This is a genomic window from Paenibacillus sp. Marseille-Q9583 (genome assembly GCF_976954365.1).
Genome location: NZ_CDRJTB010000052.1, coordinates 21,449 through 41,632, shown reverse-complemented (window position 1 = coordinate 41,632; position 20,184 = coordinate 21,449). Strand labels below are relative to the sequence as shown.

The window sequence follows — 20,184 nt, the reverse complement described above, 5'->3', positions numbered from 1 at the left end:
TAGTGGGTATATCTCACCCTGCCTACAATGTATTCCGTAAAAATAGATGTGTGTCAGTAGTCAAATGACTTGATAATATTGCCTACTATGTTGATGTCCCATGCATATTAGCTGAATTCACATATCCTACATCAAGGATACCATTTCATGCAGAAAGGGGATCAAGATGAAGAATGTTGAAACACTAGGTATTATGGTTACTAACGCCAGGCAACGGAAGGTGACTTTAAAAAATTACATGAAGAATCATCATTTTTCAAAATTAAGGATGTTCAGTTTTTCCCCAACTGATATTGATTGGGAGCATAGACGTATTAGAGGCCTTCATCTTCGTAATATGAAGTGGGAAACGGGTAGCTTTCCTTTTCCGAAGGTGATTTATAACCGTTGTTACAATTTAGAGATGGAGACTATTGATCGGTTGGAGCAGATTATTGGAAGGAACAAGTGTTTCAATCAAATTAACCAATTTGACAAGTTGGAGATTCATCAGGCTATAAATCGTTGGCTAAGTCCTCATGTCCCCGATACATTGCCTTACAGTAACGATAACTTGGAACAAATGATTCACCTTCATAAATTGGTTTTTTTGAAGCCCTGCCACGGCCATATGGGAAAAGGCGTTTATCGAATCGAACAGCGTGATACTGGAGAACTGCATATTTCTAACCACTATGTTATGCCCAGCATTATCGTAGGATCTATAAGTCAGTTACTTACCGAATCCGAACGGTTTGTAGGTCAAGTCCCCCATTTAATTCAAAAGGGGATATTTACCAATAATCTTAACAACCGCACTTTTGATATCAGGGTGCTTGTACAAAAAAATAAAAATGGTCTTTGGTCCACTACTAATGTTATCAGTCGAGTATCATACGCAGGCTGTTTCAATACAAGCATATACGAAAGAGCCTGCCTAACGATGGATGTGTTGAAGAAGCTATACCCGGCAAAATCTGTTAGGGATATGATGAATACCTTCTATAACTTAAGTTTACGAACAGCAGAGATCCTTGAGTTGGATTCCGGCATCCATTTATGTGAGGTTAGTGTAGATTTGGTCATTGACTTGGAAGGACATATTTGGATCATTGAAGTTAACGGTATGCCACAAAAAAGCCTTTATGATGAACTTCCTATATCCCGAAGAGCCATATACTCTCGTCCACTTGAATACGGCTATTACCTAAGTAAACGATAATTTTTTAGATGATCCAGCATATGCGGAATTACTTGTATAGGTTCTTGCCTTTGTAATGGCTAATGAAGTTCAATATCTCCGCAAGCCACGATATCATTCGAGGCCAGCAAGGCTGTGGGCGGCTGCTGCAGCCCTGAGAGCCGCTCCAGCTCCGCAGCAACCGTATGCTGTACTCTCTTTCTATAACAAAGAGGTGTATGAGAAAGCAGGTATAACAAAAGCACCTGCGACTTGGGACGAGTTCAGTTTAGGGGAAACGGTTAGTTGATTTAATTTATCTCGGCATTATCTGTTCCGGGGCCACTAATCTCGATTCCATTGTTTTCGTTATTTTAATCATTGGATCGACATCCAATAGCATTAGCACTTCAATCCATCTTAGTAGGATATACGAATACTGGTAATTACTCGGGTATTTTTGCTGCATCACTTCTGGTGTTTCTGCCCACGTTTATACTTTATCTTCTTGTATCCAGAAAGATCGTTGCTGGAATTACAATCGGTTCTATAAAAGGTTGAAGTAATAACCACCTAATAATTTAGGTGGTTATTTGCGTACCCATAAGGATTCCTTCGGGAAACTTAACTTGCGACAAGGAAACCCATACAGTACACTTTCTTTAACTAGTGCAAACCTAAGATAGCTTGGGAAAGAACATTGAAAAAGGAAGTGTTAAATAGTGGATTTAGAGATGGTCATACAGGAGCTGGAAGCGCTTGGCAAGGAACGAACCAAGAAAATATATATGTCTAATGGAGCAAAGGAACCACTATTTGGCGTGGCTACCGGAGCAATGAAGCCAATCTTCAAGAAAACGAAAATAAATCAGCCATTGGCTGAGCAACTTTACGCGACAGGGAACTACGACGCTATGTATTTTGCCGGCATCATTGCTGATCCCAATGCAATGACGGAAGCAGATTATGACCGATGGATGGATGCGGCTTATTTTTATATGCTGTCCGACTTTGTAGTGGCAGTAACCTTGGCAGAAGCGGACATTGCACAACAAGTTGCCGATAAATGGATAGCGAGTGGTGAAGAGCTGAGAATGTCAGCGGGCTGGAGCTGTTACTGCTGGCTGCTTGGCAGTCGGCCGGATGTTGAGTTTTCCGAAAGTAAGCTTGCCGGTATGCTTGAGATGGTGGAAAATACGATTCATGATTCTCCAGAACGTACCCAATACGCAATGAACAACTTCTTGTACACAGTGGCCGTATCTTATTCGCCACTTCATGATAAGGCCAGTGAAACCGCAAGAACTGTAGGGCCAATTGAAGTTGATAAGGATAAGGCAAAAAGTAAATTGATTCATGCGTACGCAAATATTCAAAAAGCAGTCGACAAAGCTCGGCTTGGTTTTAAACGCAAGCATGTAAGATGTTAATCTAACGAAGCTTCTAGAGAAGAAAAAGGAAAAAGGATTCCCTGAAACTTCACTCTGCGTTACTATATAGAAATGACTCAAGTGGGAGAGAGAAGGGGGAAAAGCATACATGGGCAACTTATTGGAAATTTTGCACAAGGAAGTCGTACCGGCAGAAGGCTGCACAGAGCCGATCGCAGTTGCGTATGCCGTCTCCTTGGCGGCAGAGCTTCTCGAGGAAGAAATAACGGGGATTCAGCTGCATCTCAGTGGTAATATTATTAAAAATGCAATGGGTGTGGGCATCCCTGGGACAGGCCAGACAGGTCTGCCTATCGCTGCAGCCCTAGGTGCGGTGGTCGGACGTTCGCACAAGGAGCTGGAAATCCTATCAGGCCTGACTCCGAATGAGCTGAAGCTGGCAAATGACCTGCTTGATCGAAAGCTGCTAAAAGTGGAGATCATGGACACTCCTGAAAAGTTATATATTGAAGCACATGTGAAGACAGAGAATCATACAGCGACTGCCATTCTTGCTAAGGAACACACTAATATAGAATATCTGGCTCTGGACGGGAAAAAAGTGACACCTAAGAAGTCTAAAGCTGATTGTGGCAAGCCTGGACTATCTGATACTGAAGCTTATGAAGGCTCTGTAGATCGGATATTCGAGTTTATAACTACGGCTCCATTTTCAGACCTTAGCTTCCTCTTGGAAGGTGCTCGGATGAACAAAGCGATTTCGGAAGAGGGACTCCGAGGCGATTATGGGTTGCAAGTAGGGAAGAAAATGAATCAGCAATCTGCTGTGAATTTGTTCGGCAATGATGTAGCGAACAAAATTATTGCGGCCACTGCTGCGGCTTCAGATGCTCGTATGGATGGCAGCGCAATGCCTGTGATGACAACAGCGGGTAGCGGTAATCAAGGCATCGCCTGTACGCTTCCTGTTATATCTTTGGCGGAATTACTTGGCAAGGATGAAGAGACGCTAGCTCGGGCGCTTGCACTAAGTAATCTGGTCACGGTGCATATCAAACATTATATTGGGCGGTTGTCGCCTTTATGTGGATCAGGAATTGCAGGAGGAGTTGGAGCGAATAGCGGGATCATTTACCTCATGGACGGCACTCTTGAGCAGATCAAGCATGGGATACAGAATACGATAGCCTCTTTATCAGGAATGATTTGCGACGGTGCAAATTCAACCTGTGCGCTGAAGATATCTACGTCCACCAATACGGCGATTCAGGCAGCCACACTAGCGATGAACAATATTGCTCCTTCGACCAAGGATGGAGTTATTTTTGAGGAGGTCGAAGACACTATCCGCAACATGGAGCGGCTGGTTCAGGAAGGTCTGGCGGATACTGACAAGACCATCTTAAATATCATGCTCTCCAAAGGCGGAGCGAATTAGCTTCCTTTAAGGTAATAACAGGTTAGAACATCATAATTTAAGACCGTCTGGTTCCCTACATGAATGGCAGGAGACTGGGCGGTCTTTTTATCTATTCAGTAAGGGTATTTGTTATTGCGAAGATTTGCATTAAATTTTAACATAACTTATTCTGAGATCATAAAGGCATAGACTGATGGTATAAAAAGGAGATATTATGACGGAGAAGATAGATATAGGATGGAACTTTGAGAACAGTTATGCTCATCTGCCGGAATCCATGTTTACAAGGATCAAACCAACTCCTGTGCGTAAGCCGGAGTTAGTTATTTTAAATGAAACATTGGCTACTGCCTTAGGGCTGAATAGCACAGCACTACATAGTAAGGAGGGTGTTCAGAATCTTGCTGGCAATGAAGTCCCTGAAGGTACTGTAACGCTTGCTCAAGCGTATGCTGGACATCAATTCGGACATTTTACCATGTTAGGTGACGGCCGAGCTGCGCTGATTGGTGAGCAGATCACACCCCAAGGTGAACGCGTAGACATTCAGCTTAAGGGCGCGGGAAGAACACCATATTCTCGTGGTGGCGATGGCCGAGCCGGACTTGGACCGATGCTTCGTGAATATATCATCAGCGAAGCCATGCATGGTTTGGATATTCCTACCACTCGCAGCTTGGCAGTGGTAACTACTGGAGAAACGATCATTCGAGAAACAGAGCAGCCTGGTGCTATTCTGACCCGAGTGGCTGCAAGTCATCTACGGGTGGGCACCTTTCAATATGTTGCAGCGTGGGGTACTGTTGAGGATGTCCGTACTCTGGCAGATTACACATTACAAAGACATTATCCGGAAGCTGTTTCTCAAGAGAATCGTTATCTTTTCCTGCTTCGGGAAGTGATTGCACGTCAGGCTGAATTAATTGCCAAGTGGCAGCTGGTTGGATTTATTCACGGAGTAATGAATACCGACAACATGGCGCTTAGCGGAGAAACGATTGATTATGGTCCTTGCGCCTTCATGGATGTGTATCATCCAGAAACGGTATTCAGTTCCATTGACCAGCAGGGTCGTTATGCCTATGGCAATCAACCGGGTATTGCCTCTTGGAATCTCGCGAGATTCGCGGAGACTCTCCTGCCATTGCTGGCTGATGATCAAGAAGAGGCGATTCAGCTCGCTGAAGAGGAAATTGCAGATTTTAAAGAGCGGTCTTACAAGCACTGGCTCTCAGGTATGAGAGCAAAGCTCGGAATCTTCAACGAAGAGGTAGAGGATGTAGCGCTAATTGAGGATCTGCTAGATTTGATGCAGAAATATCGGGCAGACTATACCAATACCTTCCGTGCCCTAACTTTAGAGAAGCTGGAAGAAACCGCTCTGTTTGGTGCAGCGGAATTTACGAAGTGGCAAGAGTTATGGCAGGCTAGACTTAGCAGACAGCAGCAATCGAAAGAGGTTTCGCTGCAGCTAATGCGCAATAGTAATCCTGCGATCATTCCGCGGAACCACAGGGTAGAAGAAGTACTCCAAGCGGCAGTACAACAGGAAGATTACAGTGAGATGGAGCGATTGCTTAAAGCTCTTTCCAATCCTTACGCTTATTCCCCTGAACAGGATGAATACTCGGCACTACCTGAGGAATCAGCACGTCCATATCGAACCTTCTGCGGCACTTGATTTGCTAATAATTAGTATTTAAATAATGAGGTGAAGTAAGAATGTTTCATGCATATGATGTTCTGGCTAACCAGTTGCTAGCTAATGCGAATGATCCAAGTTGGTATGTGCCCTTTGAGGTAGCCGTAAAAGACTTAAGCGAAGAAGAAGCTTTTTGGAAAGTAACGGAAGAAAGCAATAGTATTGCTGAGATAGTGCAGCATCTGCTCTACTGGAATGAAACTTGGCAAACAAGGTATAAAGAAAAGAGTGTCCATGCGGTTCCTTCAGTGGATAACAATAATACCTTTGTCGTTGCAGAAGGAGTAACGTTCCAAGAGCTTCAACAACAACTCTTAGAAGTTCTTTTATGTTGGCAGGAACTGATTACAAAGGAACAATTGGATGCCGATGTTCAAGAATTCCAAGGCAGTCAGTGGTGGGAAGTAATAGGCAATGTGACAACACATAACGCGTATCACGTAGGGCAAATCGTTTTTATTCGAAAGATCCAAAAGAGTTGGAATCGCACTATGAAGTGAATTGAAGGACGTTAACGGATGTACATTCATCTGGCTAACGTCTTTTTTGCGAATATCAATGAAGATAAGTTGCGCAAAATACTTACATATACTTATAAAAACTTATTTAATACTTGCAAATACTTACTTAATAACTTATGATGACTTTAGGAGGTGCATACATGATGTTTCAAGAGGAGAGATTGTTAAAAATACTCGAATATTTGAAACAACACCAATCGATGAGTGTTCAAGAGATCTGTACGCAATTTGATGTATCCAGAGATACCGCACGTAGGGATATTGTTAGATTAGTACAAGAAGGTGTTGTGATCCGAACGCATGGAGGGGTATCGTTACCTGAGTTACAAAAAGAATTGTTATCTTATCAGGATCGATTGATCGATGAATCTGAGAGTAAGCAGAGGATAGGGAAGGCTGCGGCGCAGCTTATCCAAGATCATGAGACTGTGATTTTAGATGTATCTACCACCGTGCAATTTGTAGCAGAACAGATCAGTGCGAAGGATATTACGGTTGTTACGCACTCGATTGATAACGTAGGGATCTTGTCACAGCGGGAGGATCTGCAAATTTATGTTCTTGGCGGTTACTTGAATGTGAAAAACCGCCTGTTATATGGCCCTTCTATTATCGATAAACTTAGTGAAATCCGTGCTGATAAAGCCTTTATTGGAGCATCCGCGATCTGTGCTGATGGACTCTACTATCCATATGAAGAAGATGTGCGGGTGAAGAGAGAAATGGCCCGAAGATCAGATCAAGTCATCTTAGTGGCTGATCACACCAAATTTATTGGAAAATCATTTTTCCGCCTAGACTTTGAGTTGGTTGACATTCTAATTACCGATCGGGAACTCCCAAGTGAGATCAGAGAAATTCTAGATCAGAAGAACATCACAGTAATTGAATGTCCAGAAGAAACTGAAGAGACTCGAGAGCAAGACTGATAACGAAACAGAGGAGGATATTTATGTCTTATATTCTGCAAAATGTACAAGTGGTGCTTCAGAATCGTATTGTCCCAGCGGCTAATGTGTGGATTTCTGAAGGGAAAATCATAAAGATAGATACAGAGGATCTTTCGATTCCAGAGGGACAACATGAACGGATCGATGGTGGTGGTCATTTGTTAGTACCCGGGATGATAGATGTTCATATTCATGGCGCCAATGGCTTCGATATGATGGACGGTACGGAAAAGAGTATTCAAGAGGTCTCAAGTGCTTGTGCTTCATCTGGCTGTACCTCATTTTTGGCTACATCTGTGAGTTCTACGCTAGAAGATCTTTTAGAAATGATTCGTAGTGTCAAGCGTGTGATTGGACATGAAGTGGGTGCAAAGATCGCAGGTATTCATTTAGAAGGACCTTACTTGAACCCGAAGCGAAAAGGAATGCAGAACGAAAAGTATCTACGCCATCCCAACTTAGAGGAAATGAACCTGATTTTTGAAGAAGCGGGTTCACTCATTAAGATGGTTACAATCGCTCCGGAGTTGCCGGGAGGGATGGAGCTCATTTCCTTTTTGAAAGAAAAGGGTGTAGTTATAGCCATCGCTCATTCGGATGCCACATATGAAGAAGCTAAACAAGCCTTTGCGTCGGGGGCAAGTCATGTTACGCATTGTTTTAATGGCATGCGGCCTATCCATCATCGGGATCCAGGGGTAATTGTAGCTGCTTTTGAAGAGAAGCATGTAAGCCTTCAAGCGATTGTGGACAACGTCCATCTGCACCCTGCAATTATTCGATTAATGCATACCTTGAAAGGACCAGAAGGAATGGTCTTGATTACAGATGCACTGCAAGCTATGGGATTAGGTGATGGGGATTATATGTTCGGAGGCCATCATGTTACGGTATCCGAGGGGGTAGCGAGACTGAAGGATGGAACCCTAGCTTCAAGCACAGTGACTATGAATGAAGCTTTACGTTACACTGTCGAAACTGGAATTCCATTGATAGACGCCGTAAAGATGGCTTCAACTACGCCGGCCAATATTCTTGGACTTCAACAAAAGGGGACGATAACATCCGGCTTTGATGCTGATCTGGTCCTCTTGGATGATGAATTTAAAGTGTGCTGGACAATGGTGAATGGTCAAATTTCATAAATCATGATGAATACAGGTTACTTCTGCTCAATGCAGTTGTAACCTGTATTCATGTGCGGTTATGCCAAACACGCTTTTAAAATGCCGGTTCAAATGAGTTAAATCCACAAATCCACAATCTACTACAGCGGCATAGATATCCTTAGTTTTCTCAATGGACTGCTTGGCATGCTCTACCTTGCAATTTAAGAAAAATTGATAAGGTGATATTCCTGTATGTGTCTTAAACTCTCGGATAAATTGATATTTGGAAAGTCCAAACTCTTTACAGAGATCATCTAGTTTCAGTACATGTTCTAAACTGCAGTACATCATTTCCTTTGCTTTTTTGACAAATTTATTATTTATCCTGTGCTCTGTAACTAGTTCAGTATTAGATACTAGATGAACCAGGTTTAACAACAGCTCATTGCACATGGACTCCTCTTTGTCATTCTGGATGGCATGGCTTAGCGCTAATATGCACTGTGCCAATTTGTCATCGTAAAGGATGGGAGAGGCAAAGCGGAGTTCTTTTTTTTCAAGGATCTCTTGTATCAAGGTTGGCTTGATATATAGCATGACATAATCAATACCTGCTTTATCATATGAATTGCCGTCATGCGTTTGCTCGGGATTAAATAGCATTACGCCATTTTTATGAGAGGATTGCAAGCTACCATCAAGGTTATATTGCTGAATGCCACGTAAGGTAACACCGATTGCGTATTCCTCATGGCAATGTTTTTTATAAGTGAAATCACTCATGCTAGCTGACAATGTTAGGATATCTGCTGACTTTTTATAGTTGAATTTCTCCACGCTCTTAACCTCCACGACTTATAGGATTCCCGATATCATAATGGCAGAGTATACTAAAAATAGTGCCATCAGCGTATTTAGAACTTTTTGGTGATTTTGCAGAAATGCTCTGAAGATTGCCCCAAATACAACCCATGTCGTAAAAGCAAAAAATCCGATCACAGTTATAATTATAACAAACATAAATAAGGTGAGAGAAGAAGTATAGAACGGCATTACATAGCTGGGAATGACTGTTAAAGTAAATAAGAGCACTTTAGGATTCACAAGCTGCATAAGTAAACCCGACCGAAAATTGGCATTTGGATTAGGCTTGTCTTCCATTGCACCCATTTTAAAGATTTTATAAGCAAGATAGAGCATATATATACTTCCGACGACTTGCATAATGATCAGGATATTTGGGATGACCTCCACCAGAACACGATTCATCAAGGTAGAAAGAATAAGCAACAGACCAAAAGCCATCGTAGCCCCGTATACATACCGCATGGTTTTCTTAGCCCCTGAATGTTGCACGGAAGAAAGAATAACAATATTGGCAGGACCGGGTGAACATGTAACTACAATGCAATAGAGAAAAAAGGAAATTATATTCATGATGACCTCCAGTAAAAGTTGTCTTATGAATATAAACCTCATAACTGGATTGTTTATAGTACATTATTGCAGAGGAGATCAACATAATGAATGAGACAAAGCATTTAACTATTAGTACACTCACCGAGGGCGATTATGTATCTGCATGCCGGGTATTTGAAGAATCAATATCGGATGCCTTTTACAAAGAGGGATTAGGTCACTTACTTGAGGATATACAAAGTGAAACCGATCATAAAAAGCAAAAGGCGCTATCTTCACTGGAACAGGCAAACTCGGATATTTATTTCTTTATCGCTAAAATCAATGAGAAGGTTGTGGGTACGATTTCCTATGGTCCCTGTGGTGAGACTATTCAAATCTGTGCAGAACATCAGTTGGATCATTTGGGGGAATTGGGGAGTTTATACGTGTTGCCAAGCTATCAGGGGCAAGGGATTGGTTCGGCATTAATTAAGAAAATGACGATATTTCTAAACGAACAAGGGATAGAGCAATTTTGTTTGGACAGTGGCTATAAACGTGCACAAATCAAGTGGAAGCGTAAATTTGGGGAGCCTTATAAGGTAGTAAAAGATTATTGGGGACCCGATTCCGATCATATGGTTTGGTTGTGTAATGTAAGAAGTGATTAAATGGAAATTGTACATCATATGAAACGATAGCGTCGTAATATTATATATATAATGTCGCATTTCCCTACTAATAAAGGGCTTTGTTCTGTGATATTTTATTAGTAGATGTCAGAATAACATATATACGGGAGGCACAAGCAAATGACAATTAGAATTGGTAAGATTAGCTATTGGCATGTACATGCTTGGGACTATACGAAGCAAGCTCAAGAACATGAGGATACTGTATTAGCTGCAGTTTGGGATGAAGATGCAGAGCGTGGGAAAAAAGCTGCTGAAAGCTTAAATGTTCCTTTTTTCGAATCACTGGATGACCTGCTTGCGCAAGAGGATATAGATGCCGTCATAGTGGATGCGCCGACCAATGTGCACAGAGATGTAATTGTTGCTGCGGCTAAAGCGGGCAAACATATTTTTACGGAAAAAGTAATTGCCCCTACACATAAAGAAGTTGAAGAGATCATAAGCGCAGTGGAAGAGAACGAGGTGAAGCTGACCGTATCCTTGCCACGTCTAAATGATGGATACGCATTAACGATTCAAGAAGTTCTAAGTCAAGAACTGCTCGGAGAGATTACTTACGTTAGAGTTCGCTTATCCCATAATGGGGCTACAGAAAACTGGCTTCCCGATCATTTCTATAGCTTGGAACAATGTGGTGGCGGAGCTTTGATTGATCTGGGCTGTCATCCTATGTATTTGACGAAGCTTTTCTTAGGTCAAGATGTGACCGGTGTAAGTGCTAATTTTGGTTACGTAACGGGCAAGGAAGTAGAAGATAATGCAGTGGTAACATTATTTACGAATTCAGGAGCAATTGGTGTGGTCGAGGCTGGTTTTGTGAATAGTCATTCGCCGTTTACCATCGAGGTACATGGAACCGAGGGAACTCTTCTTTACGGAACACCAGAGGATAAGCTTCTTCTTAGAAGTAACAAATCCGCTGACAAAGAGGAAGGATGGAAAGAAGTAGCGCTACATGCTAATCGTGAAAGCGCATTCCATCAGTGGGTTAATCATATCCAAAAGGATACTATCGCCACCGAGAATGTTCAAATTGCTGTGGAGCTTACGAGATTAATGGAAGCGGCGAATCGTTCTGCTAAAGAAGCTCGTATGATTCGGTTAGTAGATCTAGACGCTTAACCGGTCTCCACCTGTTAGGAGGATTTAACATTGAGTAACTTTCCCTATGAGATGATGTTTGAGAAGCATGATATGCTCGAAAGATTGGATATTTCAATCCAATGGGGACATTACGAGATAACAGTTCTTAGATTTCATTTGACCTCTTTTCCGCCGGGAAGAGTCATAGATTTCCATAATCATTCTGAATTCGAATTTCATTTTATTCCAAGAGGAAAGGGAGAAGTGACTCTTGGCGATTTAAAATACCCCTTGTCTGAGGGAATGTTTTATTTAACCGGACCGGGTGTCATGCACCGCCAAGAGGCGGATCCAGATGATTCTATGGAAGAACTGTGTCTACATGTGGACATCAAAGAGAAGATCAGAGAGGAGGTAGATCCTTGGGAGGTTGCGGAGGCTGAGACCTGTGTTCAGAAGCTAAAGCAGCTACCACTAGTTCCAGCGCAAGACTATCACAGCGCTATGAAATGTTTTCTTGAAGCCTATGAAGCTTGTGAAGGTAAACTAACGGGATATTACACTTCCATTAAACATCTCGTAATCAGCATTTTATTAAAGGCAGTAAGAGCGTATGATGCAGGTGGAATTCGAACAGAAGCACCTGTTAGAGATATGTCAACTTATCGGTACCAATACGCCATTCAATATATGGAAGCTAATTATTCAGGAGCTGTTACCTTGGAGAATGTTGCGGAAAAACTGAATATTAGCGCGAGGCAGTTGCAACGAGTATTTAAGCAAGTGGATGCTGACAGATCGTTTAGTCGATCGCTTGAGGACATTCGATTACAAGCGGTCTGCCGGAAGCTAGAAGAGAGTAGTTATCCGATAGAACAAATTGCTAAATCGGAAGGATTTACGAATGCCACGTATTTGCATATCGTATTTCGCAAGCGTTTAGGTATGACACCAGCAACTTATCGAATACAAAACAAACTAATCAGAAGTGAGGGTGAAAGATATGAGTAAAGTGTTTCGCGTAGGAATTATTGGATGTGGTGGAATTGCGAACGGCAAGCATCTTCCAAGTTTGAGCAAGCAAAGTAAAGTGGAGATCGTAGCTTTTTGTGACATTATTAAAGAACGTGCAGAAGAAGCAGCGGAGAAATACGGTACTAGCGAAGCTGCTGTATATACGGATTACACAGAACTATTAAAAGATCATTCGATTGATATTATTCATGTGCTTACGCCGAATGATGCTCATGCAGAAATTTCAATTGCAGCCCTTGAAGCAGGAAAACATGTTATGTGCGAAAAACCAATGGCCAAGACGGCAGCAGATGCCAAACGAATGGTGGAAGCAGCGAAACGTACAGGCAAGAAACTAACCATTGGATATGACAACCGCTATAGAGAAGACAGCTTATATTTGAAAAAAGCATGTGAGTCCGGGGAGCTTGGTCACATCTATTTTGCAAAAGCACATGCCATCAGACGCAGAGCGGTACCGACATGGGGAGTATTCCTCGATGAAGAGAAGCAAGGTGGAGGGCCTCTGATTGATATCGGAACCCATGCGCTGGATCTAACGCTGTGGATGATGGATAACTATAAACCAAAAGTCGTGCTGGGCACTAAATATCACGAACTGTCTCAAAAAGAAGAGGCCGCCAACGCTTGGGGACCTTGGGACCCTAAAAAGTTCACCGTAGAGGACTCAGCCTTTGGGATGGTCGTAATGGAGAATGGCGCTACAATTATGCTGGAAGCGAGCTGGGCACTCAATTCTCTGGATGTGCATGAAGCGAAATGCAGCTTGAGCGGGACTGAAGCAGGCGCAGATATGAAGGACGGACTTAGAATTAATGGAGAGAAATTCAGCAAGCTGTACACCAATAAAATTGAGCTTGGGGCAGGCGGCGTTGCTTACTATGAAGGAAAAGCAGAAAGTGCACCTGACATCGAATTAAGAAAGTGGATCGAGGCTATTGAACAGGATAAGGACCCGGTTGTAACACCTGAACAGGCCTATGTTGTTTCGCAAATATTAGAAGCGATTTATGAATCTGCACAAACGGGTAAGGCTGTGTATTTGGATTAGATTTTTGACAAGCATAGCGATATAGAGTAATATCCACTTGTGATTTAATTACAGGGATCTGAGACAAGACTCTCTCTTTACTGGGAGAGTTTTTTTGTTTTTTTTGCATGTTTGAATACTGGGTTATAGGGGTGAAGAGCATGAATACTGTAGAACGCAATCAAGTACTTATTGTGGAAGATGACGATAATATTAGACGGTTTATAGCTATCAATTTAACGAATAGTGGGTTTGTGGTTAGTGAGGCTGCTTGTGGAGAAGCAGCATTGCAGAGCTTTGAGGCGAACCGGCCAGACGTTATTGTTCTGGACATCATGTTGCCGGATTTAAATGGGTTTGAGATCTGCCGGAAGCTAAGAGAGCAGGATCCTGGGGTCATCATCATTTTTTTAACAGCACGAGGACAAGATCTGGATAAAATCAATGGCCTTGAAATGGGTGCCGACGATTACATTGTGAAACCTTTTAACCCATTAGAACTGGTGGCACGGATCAAAGCGATATTGCGTCGTACAGAAACAGCTTTAAAACCGCAAAAAACTATCCTTCAAGCTGGACCGATTCGCCTGGATTTGAACTCGAACAAGATATTTAAGCACGATGACATTATTGAATTAACCCCGAAGGAATTCCAGTTGATGAAGACCTTTTTAGAGCATCCGGATACAGCATTATCTAGGAATGAATTAATGAACCTGGTCTGGGGTGAGGATTTTATTGGTGATCCAAAGACAGTAGATGTTCACGTGCGTAAGCTAAGAGAGAAGATTGAAGAGGATGCCTCTAACCCGCATTGGATTGAGACTGTATGGGGGCTCGGATACCGCTTTCGAAAGGATGGTTGAAGAATGGGTATTCAGAAAAGATTAGTAGGAAGCTATTTTGTAGTGATCTGTCTTACTGTGCTCATTCTTGAGATTATTCTTAATTTATCTGTACGTTATTATTATTTTCATAATATAGAGCAAACCCTGATGAATCAAGCAGAACTGTCGGCTTCTTTTTATCAGCAATATTTTAGCGACGAGGATTTAGCGGTACAATCGGATAGGTTGTTAAAGGGCTTTGCCAGTCATTCCGATGCACAGGTACAGATTATTAATGCTGAAGGTCGGCTGTTGCAGGATTCTAATGGGATCCATGGCGATTTTACGATGACAGATAACATGGATGTGCAAGCAGCCATACAAGGGCAGCCCGGCAGTTGGAAGGGTGAGGACCCTGTAACTGAGGAAGCTATTTTTACGGTGTCCTATCCTTTACAAGCCAAAGGTAACATCGTTGGGGAAGTAAGGTTTATTACCTCCTTAACGGAAACGATACATACAGTTAATCAAATTGCGGTTTTGCTGATCGGGGTAGGTTTGCTCGTGATTGGTATTGTCACTTTGCTTGGATTATTACTATCTTGGACCATAACCAGATCCATTAAAGATCTGAAACAGGCAGCAGATCAAATGTCCGAAGGAAATTTCAGCATAAGAGTACAAAAGCGTTATCAAGACGAGCTTGGTTCCTTAGCAGATACATTGAATATGATGGCCAGTCGAATCTCGAAAAGTGAACAGCTTAAGAATGATTTTATCGCATCCGTATCCCATGAACTGCGTACACCATTGACCTCGATTAAAGGCTGGGTAATCACCTTGAAGGCGGGTGGGGAGAGTAACCAGGCTCTGTTTCATGATGGGCTAGATATCATTGAATCTGAAAGTGACAGGTTAACTCATATGGTGGATGAATTATTGGATTTCTCCAAATTGGATAACGGAAGAATCGCAATTCACCTCACGACTGTGGATCTAACAGAGCTGTTGCAGCATATTGGCAGACAACTCACCCCTAGAGCAACCCGACAAGGCATCTTGCTCGAAGTGAAAATAGAAGAGAATCTGCCTGTCATTCATGCTGACGAGAATCGTGTGAAGCAAGTCATGATTAATCTCATTGATAATTCGCTCAAATTTACTAGTTCCTCAGGTCGAATTCATATTACTGCCCATACGGTTCCAGGGAAAGTTGTAATTACAGTTGAGGATACTGGGTCAGGCATCGCAGAAGCGGATTTAGAGAATGTGCGGCGAAAATTCTACAAAGGGGATCAACAGGCGTCAGGCAGCGGTTTAGGACTGTCCATCTCGGAACAGATCATTACATTGCATCATGGCGAGCTGCGAATAAGCAGTATTTTAGGCAAGGGGACGATTGTCCAATTTGACTTGCCGATATAAATAGAGCTCAAATTTAACTATTTCATAACCACTTTCATCTCTTTCATAGATAAAATACTATATATGCGGACAAGCGAGGAGTCGATGATCCAAATGCCGAGCAAATTTATAACAATAGGTGCTATGTTAACAACGATACTTTTGCTTGGAGGATGCGGAGTGCCGGCGACACCAGGAGAGCTGATTAAGCCTCCATCATCAGAAGCAAGCCTGCAGCGAGACAAAACGAGCCAGGAATTTATCAAATGGCTTCCCGACAAAGCTCAATTGATAACTCCGTTGGATGGACAAGAGGATAATGCTATCTCCTTTGGGGATATGGATGGAGATGGTATCGACGAAGCTGTAGTTGTATATGAGTACAGCAAAAACAAAGGTTCTTCTATAAAAGCAATGCTGCTTAGGCAGGAAAATGAAGCGTGGCAAAAGATTTCGGAGGTTGAGGGGTTTGGGTATGGCCTGGATTATACCGGATTTTATGATGTCGATGATGATGGCCATAACGAGCTTGCGTTGGGCTGGTCATTGGGCGAGGCAGGGAACGGACTGGATATTTATACGCTAAGTGAAGATAAGTTAAAGCTGTTATCGAAGAAGGCGTATCAGGACAAGTCTGATCTGAGATAATCATTCCACTTTATAATCCGCTGCACTTCAGCTTCATCTTGAAACAAGATGTACTAGTGCTCAGGCGGATTATTTATGATGCTCATTTTGCAACAAGAAAAATACAGAAATTAAATAGAGGTTGTATCATGTTTATCTCCACCAAAATTGCAAAGCTGGACAGATCCGTACTTTTTCTCGTAACATGCCTAGTTGGTATGGGTACTGTTGCTATTTATGGCGCGACTACGGATACACGGTTAGATGGTCTTTACATCAGTTCGTTGTATTTATTTGCTTTATTTTGCATACCCATGTTATTCATCGCACTGGTAGATTATAAGATTCTATTAAGCTGGTTAGCATATCTCTTTTATAGCGTAGGTATTGGTCTACTTGTGCTAGTCAAGCTGGTTGGGGAAAACCTCAATGGTGCCGTGCGTTGGTTAAGTATTGGAAGCTTTCAGCTCCAGCCCTCCGAACTGGCTAAAATATGTACGGTGCTGCTCATTGCTCATCTATTGGGTAAACGAGAAGGACAGCAACTTCGCTTTTTTCAAGATTTAGTGCCGGTTTGTTTCGTTTTTTTTATTCCTTTTATTTTGATCATGGATCAACCCGATTTGGGTACAGCGCTCGTTTTTGCGGGCATATTGCTTAGTATGCTTTGGATAGGTAACATCCGTGCTCTATATATGATCTTGATCCTCGGTGTGGTGATCATTTCGATTGGCACGATACTATGGCTCTATTATGCCAACTTCGATTTGTTATCCAAGATTGTCGAGCCCCATCAATTGTCACGAATTCAGGCTTTTTTGGACCCGCAGAGTGATCCCGATAAATCTTGGCATGTCAAAAACGCAATGATAGCCATTGGCTCCGGTGGATTATCGGGTAGTGAAGGTATTTTTTTGCGAAAAGGATATATTCCATACGCGTATTCCGATTCGATCTATGTAGTCATCGGTGCAAAATACGGTTTTATAGGTTCATCCATTTTGCTGATGCTATATTTATTGCTCGTCTATCGAATGATCTTTATCGCACTCGAAAGCAGGGATCATGCAGGGGCATATGTTGTCACCGGGTTTATCGCCATGATTATCTTTCAAGTTTCTGTTAACCTTGGAATGCATCTTGGATTGCTGCCCCTGACGGGGATATCCTTGCCGTTTATTAGTTATGGAGGTAGTTCATTACTTACTAATATGATTGCGATTGGCATAGTGCTGAGTGTGAAAGTCCATAGGGATGAAAGCACGGATTGAAAAAGCTACTGGAACTGAGTGGAGGGAATTATGACTAACAAACGCAAATGGACAACAACTCGTAAAATTCTGACGAGCATTGGACTTATCTTAGGCGTAACGATTATCGGAATTGGAGTATATGCAGGGTATTTATACAAAAAGACGGATAACGCGATAGAGCGCATGGCTGCTCCAGTCAACGTCCAGCCAACCGCTGCCCCAGAGGAAAAAAAGGAAACGGTATCGGTTGAACCTATGATTTTTCTGCTTGCCGGGGTAGATAGTCGGGACGGTGGTGGTGGGGTAATGAATACCGATGTGTTAATGCTTGTTAGCTTCAATCCTGACACGAAGTCGACGAGTTTCTTATCTATACCGAGGGATTTGTTGCTAAAACCTAAATCGTTGCCCTCTCGCAAAGCTAATTATTATTATGCTTACCATTACATAAAAGATAAAACTGAAGCTATCCCTAATACAAAAGAGTTTTTCAGCAATTTACTAGGTCTGCCAATTGATCACATGGTCGTAGTGAATTTTGATGTGCTGAAGGAGACGGTTGACTTGCTTGGCGGGCTAACCATTGATGTCGATATGGATATGAAATATATCGATTCCGCAGACGGGACGAACATTGACTTAAAGAAGGGCTTGCAGAAGCTGGATGGCAAACATGTGCTTGATTTTGTGCGTTACCGCAAATCGAATCAAGGAACGGCTGAATCCTCCGATTTTCAGCGCAATGATCGACAGCAGCAAGTAATTAAGCAGATTCTGGATAAGCTAGGGAATTTCCAAGGCGTGTCCCAATGGGGGAATGTATTGGACATCATCGGTGAAAATGTGAAGACAGATATTCCACAAGCGGATCTCCAGCGATGGTTGTTGAACTTTCCTAAACTCAAACCAGATCATATCAATTCCTTACATGTGGAATCTCTTTGGAAGAGTCCATACGTGTATGTGAATAAAGAGGATCTTAAACAAGCACTTACTACTCTGAGTACGGAAGCGGGCGTTAGCTCCGAAAGTTCATTGCACTTGGAGAATATTGGGACGGTAGATTGAAAGGTTATCACTTAAACTGCTCTTAGGAGCAGTTTTTTTGTGTTCCACTAATAATCCCGATAACCAGTAAAGTAATCCGCCAACGGGTAGAGGCCTGACTTCCAGGCATAGTACCATGAACACAGCGATTATGAATCGTATATTGTTTTGGTTTACTTGAGAGGAGAAGGGAATTTCATGAAATACAGACAGAGTATTATGTTTCTAATCGTACTTACAGGGATGATATCGATAGCCGCATTTAATCCGATTATTGGCCCGCTTGCTCGGAATTTGGGACTTAGTGATTTTCAATCAGGGTGTTTGGTATCGGTAGCAGGACTTTGCTGGCTGCTCGGAGGATATTTCTGGGAAAAACAAACATTCATGAGCCGAAAATGGCTGCTCGCTTCGATTATGTTCGTCTATATGGCAACACTAGTCATTTTTGCACTGCTGGCTGATTATGCAGTACATGCTGAAAGCAAAACTAGCCTATTTTGGAGTTTCTTTATACTTCGCGCAATCGCTGGCTTTTTCTTTGGAGGTATTCCGGCATTAGCACAAGCTTATGTTATGGGTTGGAGTACAAAAGAGACCCGTACTCAGGGAATGGCATTATTCGGTGCAGCCAATGGACTTGGCTTCGTAGTAGGACCTGCAATGAGCGGGGGAATGGCTTCGCTGGGACTCACCTCACCAATGTACGCCGCAGCGATATTATTATTCACCTTGGCTATTTTATTTCTAGTGTTTATTCCTAAAGAAAAGAATATCGGGATCGAACGGCAGGCGATTTCACTTTCACCCAACGACAAACGGATACGCCTCTATTTATGGATTGGACTATTACTATCGTTTGCTCTGAATATCGTGCAGGTTACTATCGGTTTTTTTGTGCAAGACAGCCTTGGATACAGTACCCAGCAAGCCACTCAGTTAATTGGAACGGGTCTGGCTATCTCGGGAGTAATGGTGGTGCTCTCACAAATTGTGATCAGCAAATATCTCAAATGGCATCCTAAAAAGGTGCTGCTCGTAGGGCTATTATTTGTGGCTTTGGGTTTGCTAGGCTTGTTATTGTTTATCAGATTTGCGTATGTGGATTTTACATTCTTGGGAATTGGCATCGGCTTTACATTGCTTGGCTACAGTGCGGGTGCTTCAATGGCGGTTCAAGATCAGGAGCAAAGAAGCGTTGCTTCCTTTATTGCGGCCCTGCAAGGGGGCGGATCATTCATAGGTCCAGTTATAGGAACAGCTTTATACACCGCAAATATGGCGCTTCCGTATTCTCTCTGCGTGTTGTTGATTGGTATTGTAGGTATCGCGAATTTTAAAAAAAGATCAGCGGATCGTGTGGAGAGTTGTTAAATAGAAATACTGCTCATAGCCGCAGCTTGAGGCTGTCGAGGGAGACTCGACAGCTTTTTATTTTACAGCTTTCTATAAATAGTGGCTTATGTAGAAAATAAGGAGAAAGAGTTTTTTACCTCGTAACTTCCTTCCAATTAATAGTATAATAAGAAC

General features: G+C 42.4%; 20 protein-coding genes. 18 read left to right on the top strand and 2 right to left on the bottom strand.

Annotated elements, in window-relative coordinates; genetic code table 11:
• The first annotated feature begins 166 nt into the window (after window positions 1–166).
• The 8 genes from ACWNM1_RS21280 to nagA all read left to right on the top strand — a co-directional run bounded on the left by ACWNM1_RS21280 (window position 167) and on the right by nagA (window position 8,288).
• Window positions 167–1,201 (top strand): YheC/YheD family endospore coat-associated protein, encoded by a 1,035-nt coding sequence (locus tag ACWNM1_RS21280; protein ID WP_449602567.1) that lies wholly within the window; start codon window positions 167–169, stop codon window positions 1,199–1,201.
• A 55-nt stretch (window positions 1,202–1,256) separates the two neighbouring features.
• Window positions 1,257–1,469: a hypothetical protein gene (locus tag ACWNM1_RS21275; RefSeq protein ID WP_449602566.1), complete on the top strand. Its 213-nt coding sequence runs from the start codon at window positions 1,257–1,259 to the stop codon at window positions 1,467–1,469.
• Between the two features lie 412 nt (window positions 1,470–1,881).
• Window positions 1,882–2,589 (top strand): DNA alkylation repair protein, encoded by a 708-nt coding sequence (locus tag ACWNM1_RS21270; RefSeq protein ID WP_449602565.1) that lies wholly within the window; start codon window positions 1,882–1,884, stop codon window positions 2,587–2,589.
• 109 nt (window positions 2,590–2,698) lie between these two features.
• Window positions 2,699–3,988 (top strand): L-cysteine desulfidase family protein, encoded by a 1,290-nt coding sequence (locus tag ACWNM1_RS21265; RefSeq protein ID WP_449602564.1) that lies wholly within the window; start codon window positions 2,699–2,701, stop codon window positions 3,986–3,988.
• A 196-nt stretch (window positions 3,989–4,184) separates the two neighbouring features.
• Window positions 4,185–5,651: a protein adenylyltransferase SelO gene (locus tag ACWNM1_RS21260; protein ID WP_449602563.1), complete on the top strand. Its 1,467-nt coding sequence runs from the start codon at window positions 4,185–4,187 to the stop codon at window positions 5,649–5,651.
• 41 nt (window positions 5,652–5,692) lie between these two features.
• A complete protein-coding gene (locus tag ACWNM1_RS21255; protein ID WP_449602562.1) occupies window positions 5,693–6,172 on the top strand; it encodes a DinB family protein in 480 nt (159 codons plus the stop codon).
• Between the two features lie 164 nt (window positions 6,173–6,336).
• Window positions 6,337–7,122: a DeoR/GlpR family DNA-binding transcription regulator gene (locus ACWNM1_RS21250; RefSeq protein WP_449602572.1), complete on the top strand. Its 786-nt coding sequence runs from the start codon at window positions 6,337–6,339 to the stop codon at window positions 7,120–7,122.
• A gap of 23 nt (window positions 7,123–7,145) precedes the next feature.
• Complete coding sequence (nagA, locus tag ACWNM1_RS21245; RefSeq protein WP_449602561.1) at window positions 7,146–8,288, top strand: N-acetylglucosamine-6-phosphate deacetylase; 1,143 nt, start codon at window positions 7,146–7,148, stop codon at window positions 8,286–8,288.
• A 27-nt stretch (window positions 8,289–8,315) separates the two neighbouring features.
• Here the strand turns inward: nagA and ACWNM1_RS21240 are convergent, their stop codons facing one another.
• Both ACWNM1_RS21240 and ACWNM1_RS21235 read right to left on the bottom strand, forming a co-directional pair.
• Window positions 8,316–9,089 carry an AraC family transcriptional regulator gene (locus tag ACWNM1_RS21240; RefSeq protein ID WP_449602560.1) on the bottom strand — a complete coding sequence of 258 codons (774 nt, stop codon included), beginning with the start codon at window positions 9,087–9,089 and terminating at the stop codon, window positions 8,316–8,318.
• An 18-nt stretch (window positions 9,090–9,107) separates the two neighbouring features.
• A complete protein-coding gene (locus ACWNM1_RS21235) occupies window positions 9,108–9,689 on the bottom strand; it encodes a LysE family translocator (protein WP_341052964.1) in 582 nt (193 codons plus the stop codon).
• An 86-nt stretch (window positions 9,690–9,775) separates the two neighbouring features.
• On the opposite strand from ACWNM1_RS21235, the gene ACWNM1_RS21230 reads away from it, so the two are divergent.
• From ACWNM1_RS21230 to ACWNM1_RS21185, 10 genes are all read left to right on the top strand, one after another.
• Entirely contained in the window at window positions 9,776–10,324 is a 549-nt protein-coding gene (locus tag ACWNM1_RS21230) for a GNAT family N-acetyltransferase (RefSeq protein ID WP_449602559.1), read from the top strand.
• 141 nt (window positions 10,325–10,465) lie between these two features.
• Window positions 10,466–11,470, top strand: a complete 1,005-nt coding sequence (locus ACWNM1_RS21225; protein WP_449602558.1) for a Gfo/Idh/MocA family protein — start codon at window positions 10,466–10,468, stop codon at window positions 11,468–11,470.
• A gap of 30 nt (window positions 11,471–11,500) precedes the next feature.
• Window positions 11,501–12,442 (top strand): helix-turn-helix domain-containing protein, encoded by a 942-nt coding sequence (locus tag ACWNM1_RS21220; RefSeq protein WP_449602557.1) that lies wholly within the window; start codon window positions 11,501–11,503, stop codon window positions 12,440–12,442.
• A complete protein-coding gene (locus ACWNM1_RS21215) occupies window positions 12,435–13,517 on the top strand; it encodes a Gfo/Idh/MocA family protein (RefSeq protein WP_149646976.1) in 1,083 nt (360 codons plus the stop codon). Before ACWNM1_RS21220 ends, ACWNM1_RS21215 begins: the two co-directional genes overlap by 8 nt.
• 140 nt (window positions 13,518–13,657) lie before the next feature.
• Complete coding sequence (locus tag ACWNM1_RS21210; RefSeq protein ID WP_449602556.1) at window positions 13,658–14,362, top strand: response regulator transcription factor; 705 nt, start codon at window positions 13,658–13,660, stop codon at window positions 14,360–14,362.
• Window positions 14,363–14,365: 3 nt separating this feature from the next.
• Window positions 14,366–15,748, top strand: coding sequence for a sensor histidine kinase (locus tag ACWNM1_RS21205; protein WP_449602555.1), 1,383 nt, complete (start codon window positions 14,366–14,368; stop codon window positions 15,746–15,748).
• A gap of 93 nt (window positions 15,749–15,841) precedes the next feature.
• A complete protein-coding gene (locus ACWNM1_RS21200; protein WP_449602554.1) occupies window positions 15,842–16,375 on the top strand; it encodes a hypothetical protein in 534 nt (177 codons plus the stop codon).
• A 128-nt stretch (window positions 16,376–16,503) separates the two neighbouring features.
• Window positions 16,504–17,625 (top strand): FtsW/RodA/SpoVE family cell cycle protein, encoded by a 1,122-nt coding sequence (locus ACWNM1_RS21195; protein WP_449602553.1) that lies wholly within the window; start codon window positions 16,504–16,506, stop codon window positions 17,623–17,625.
• Window positions 17,626–17,655: 30 nt separating this feature from the next.
• Window positions 17,656–18,675 carry an LCP family protein gene (locus tag ACWNM1_RS21190; RefSeq protein ID WP_449602552.1) on the top strand — a complete coding sequence of 340 codons (1,020 nt, stop codon included), beginning with the start codon at window positions 17,656–17,658 and terminating at the stop codon, window positions 18,673–18,675.
• A 177-nt stretch (window positions 18,676–18,852) separates the two neighbouring features.
• Window positions 18,853–20,028, top strand: coding sequence for an MFS transporter (locus ACWNM1_RS21185; RefSeq protein WP_449602551.1), 1,176 nt, complete (start codon window positions 18,853–18,855; stop codon window positions 20,026–20,028).
• The last annotated feature ends 156 nt before the right edge of the window (window positions 20,029–20,184 follow it).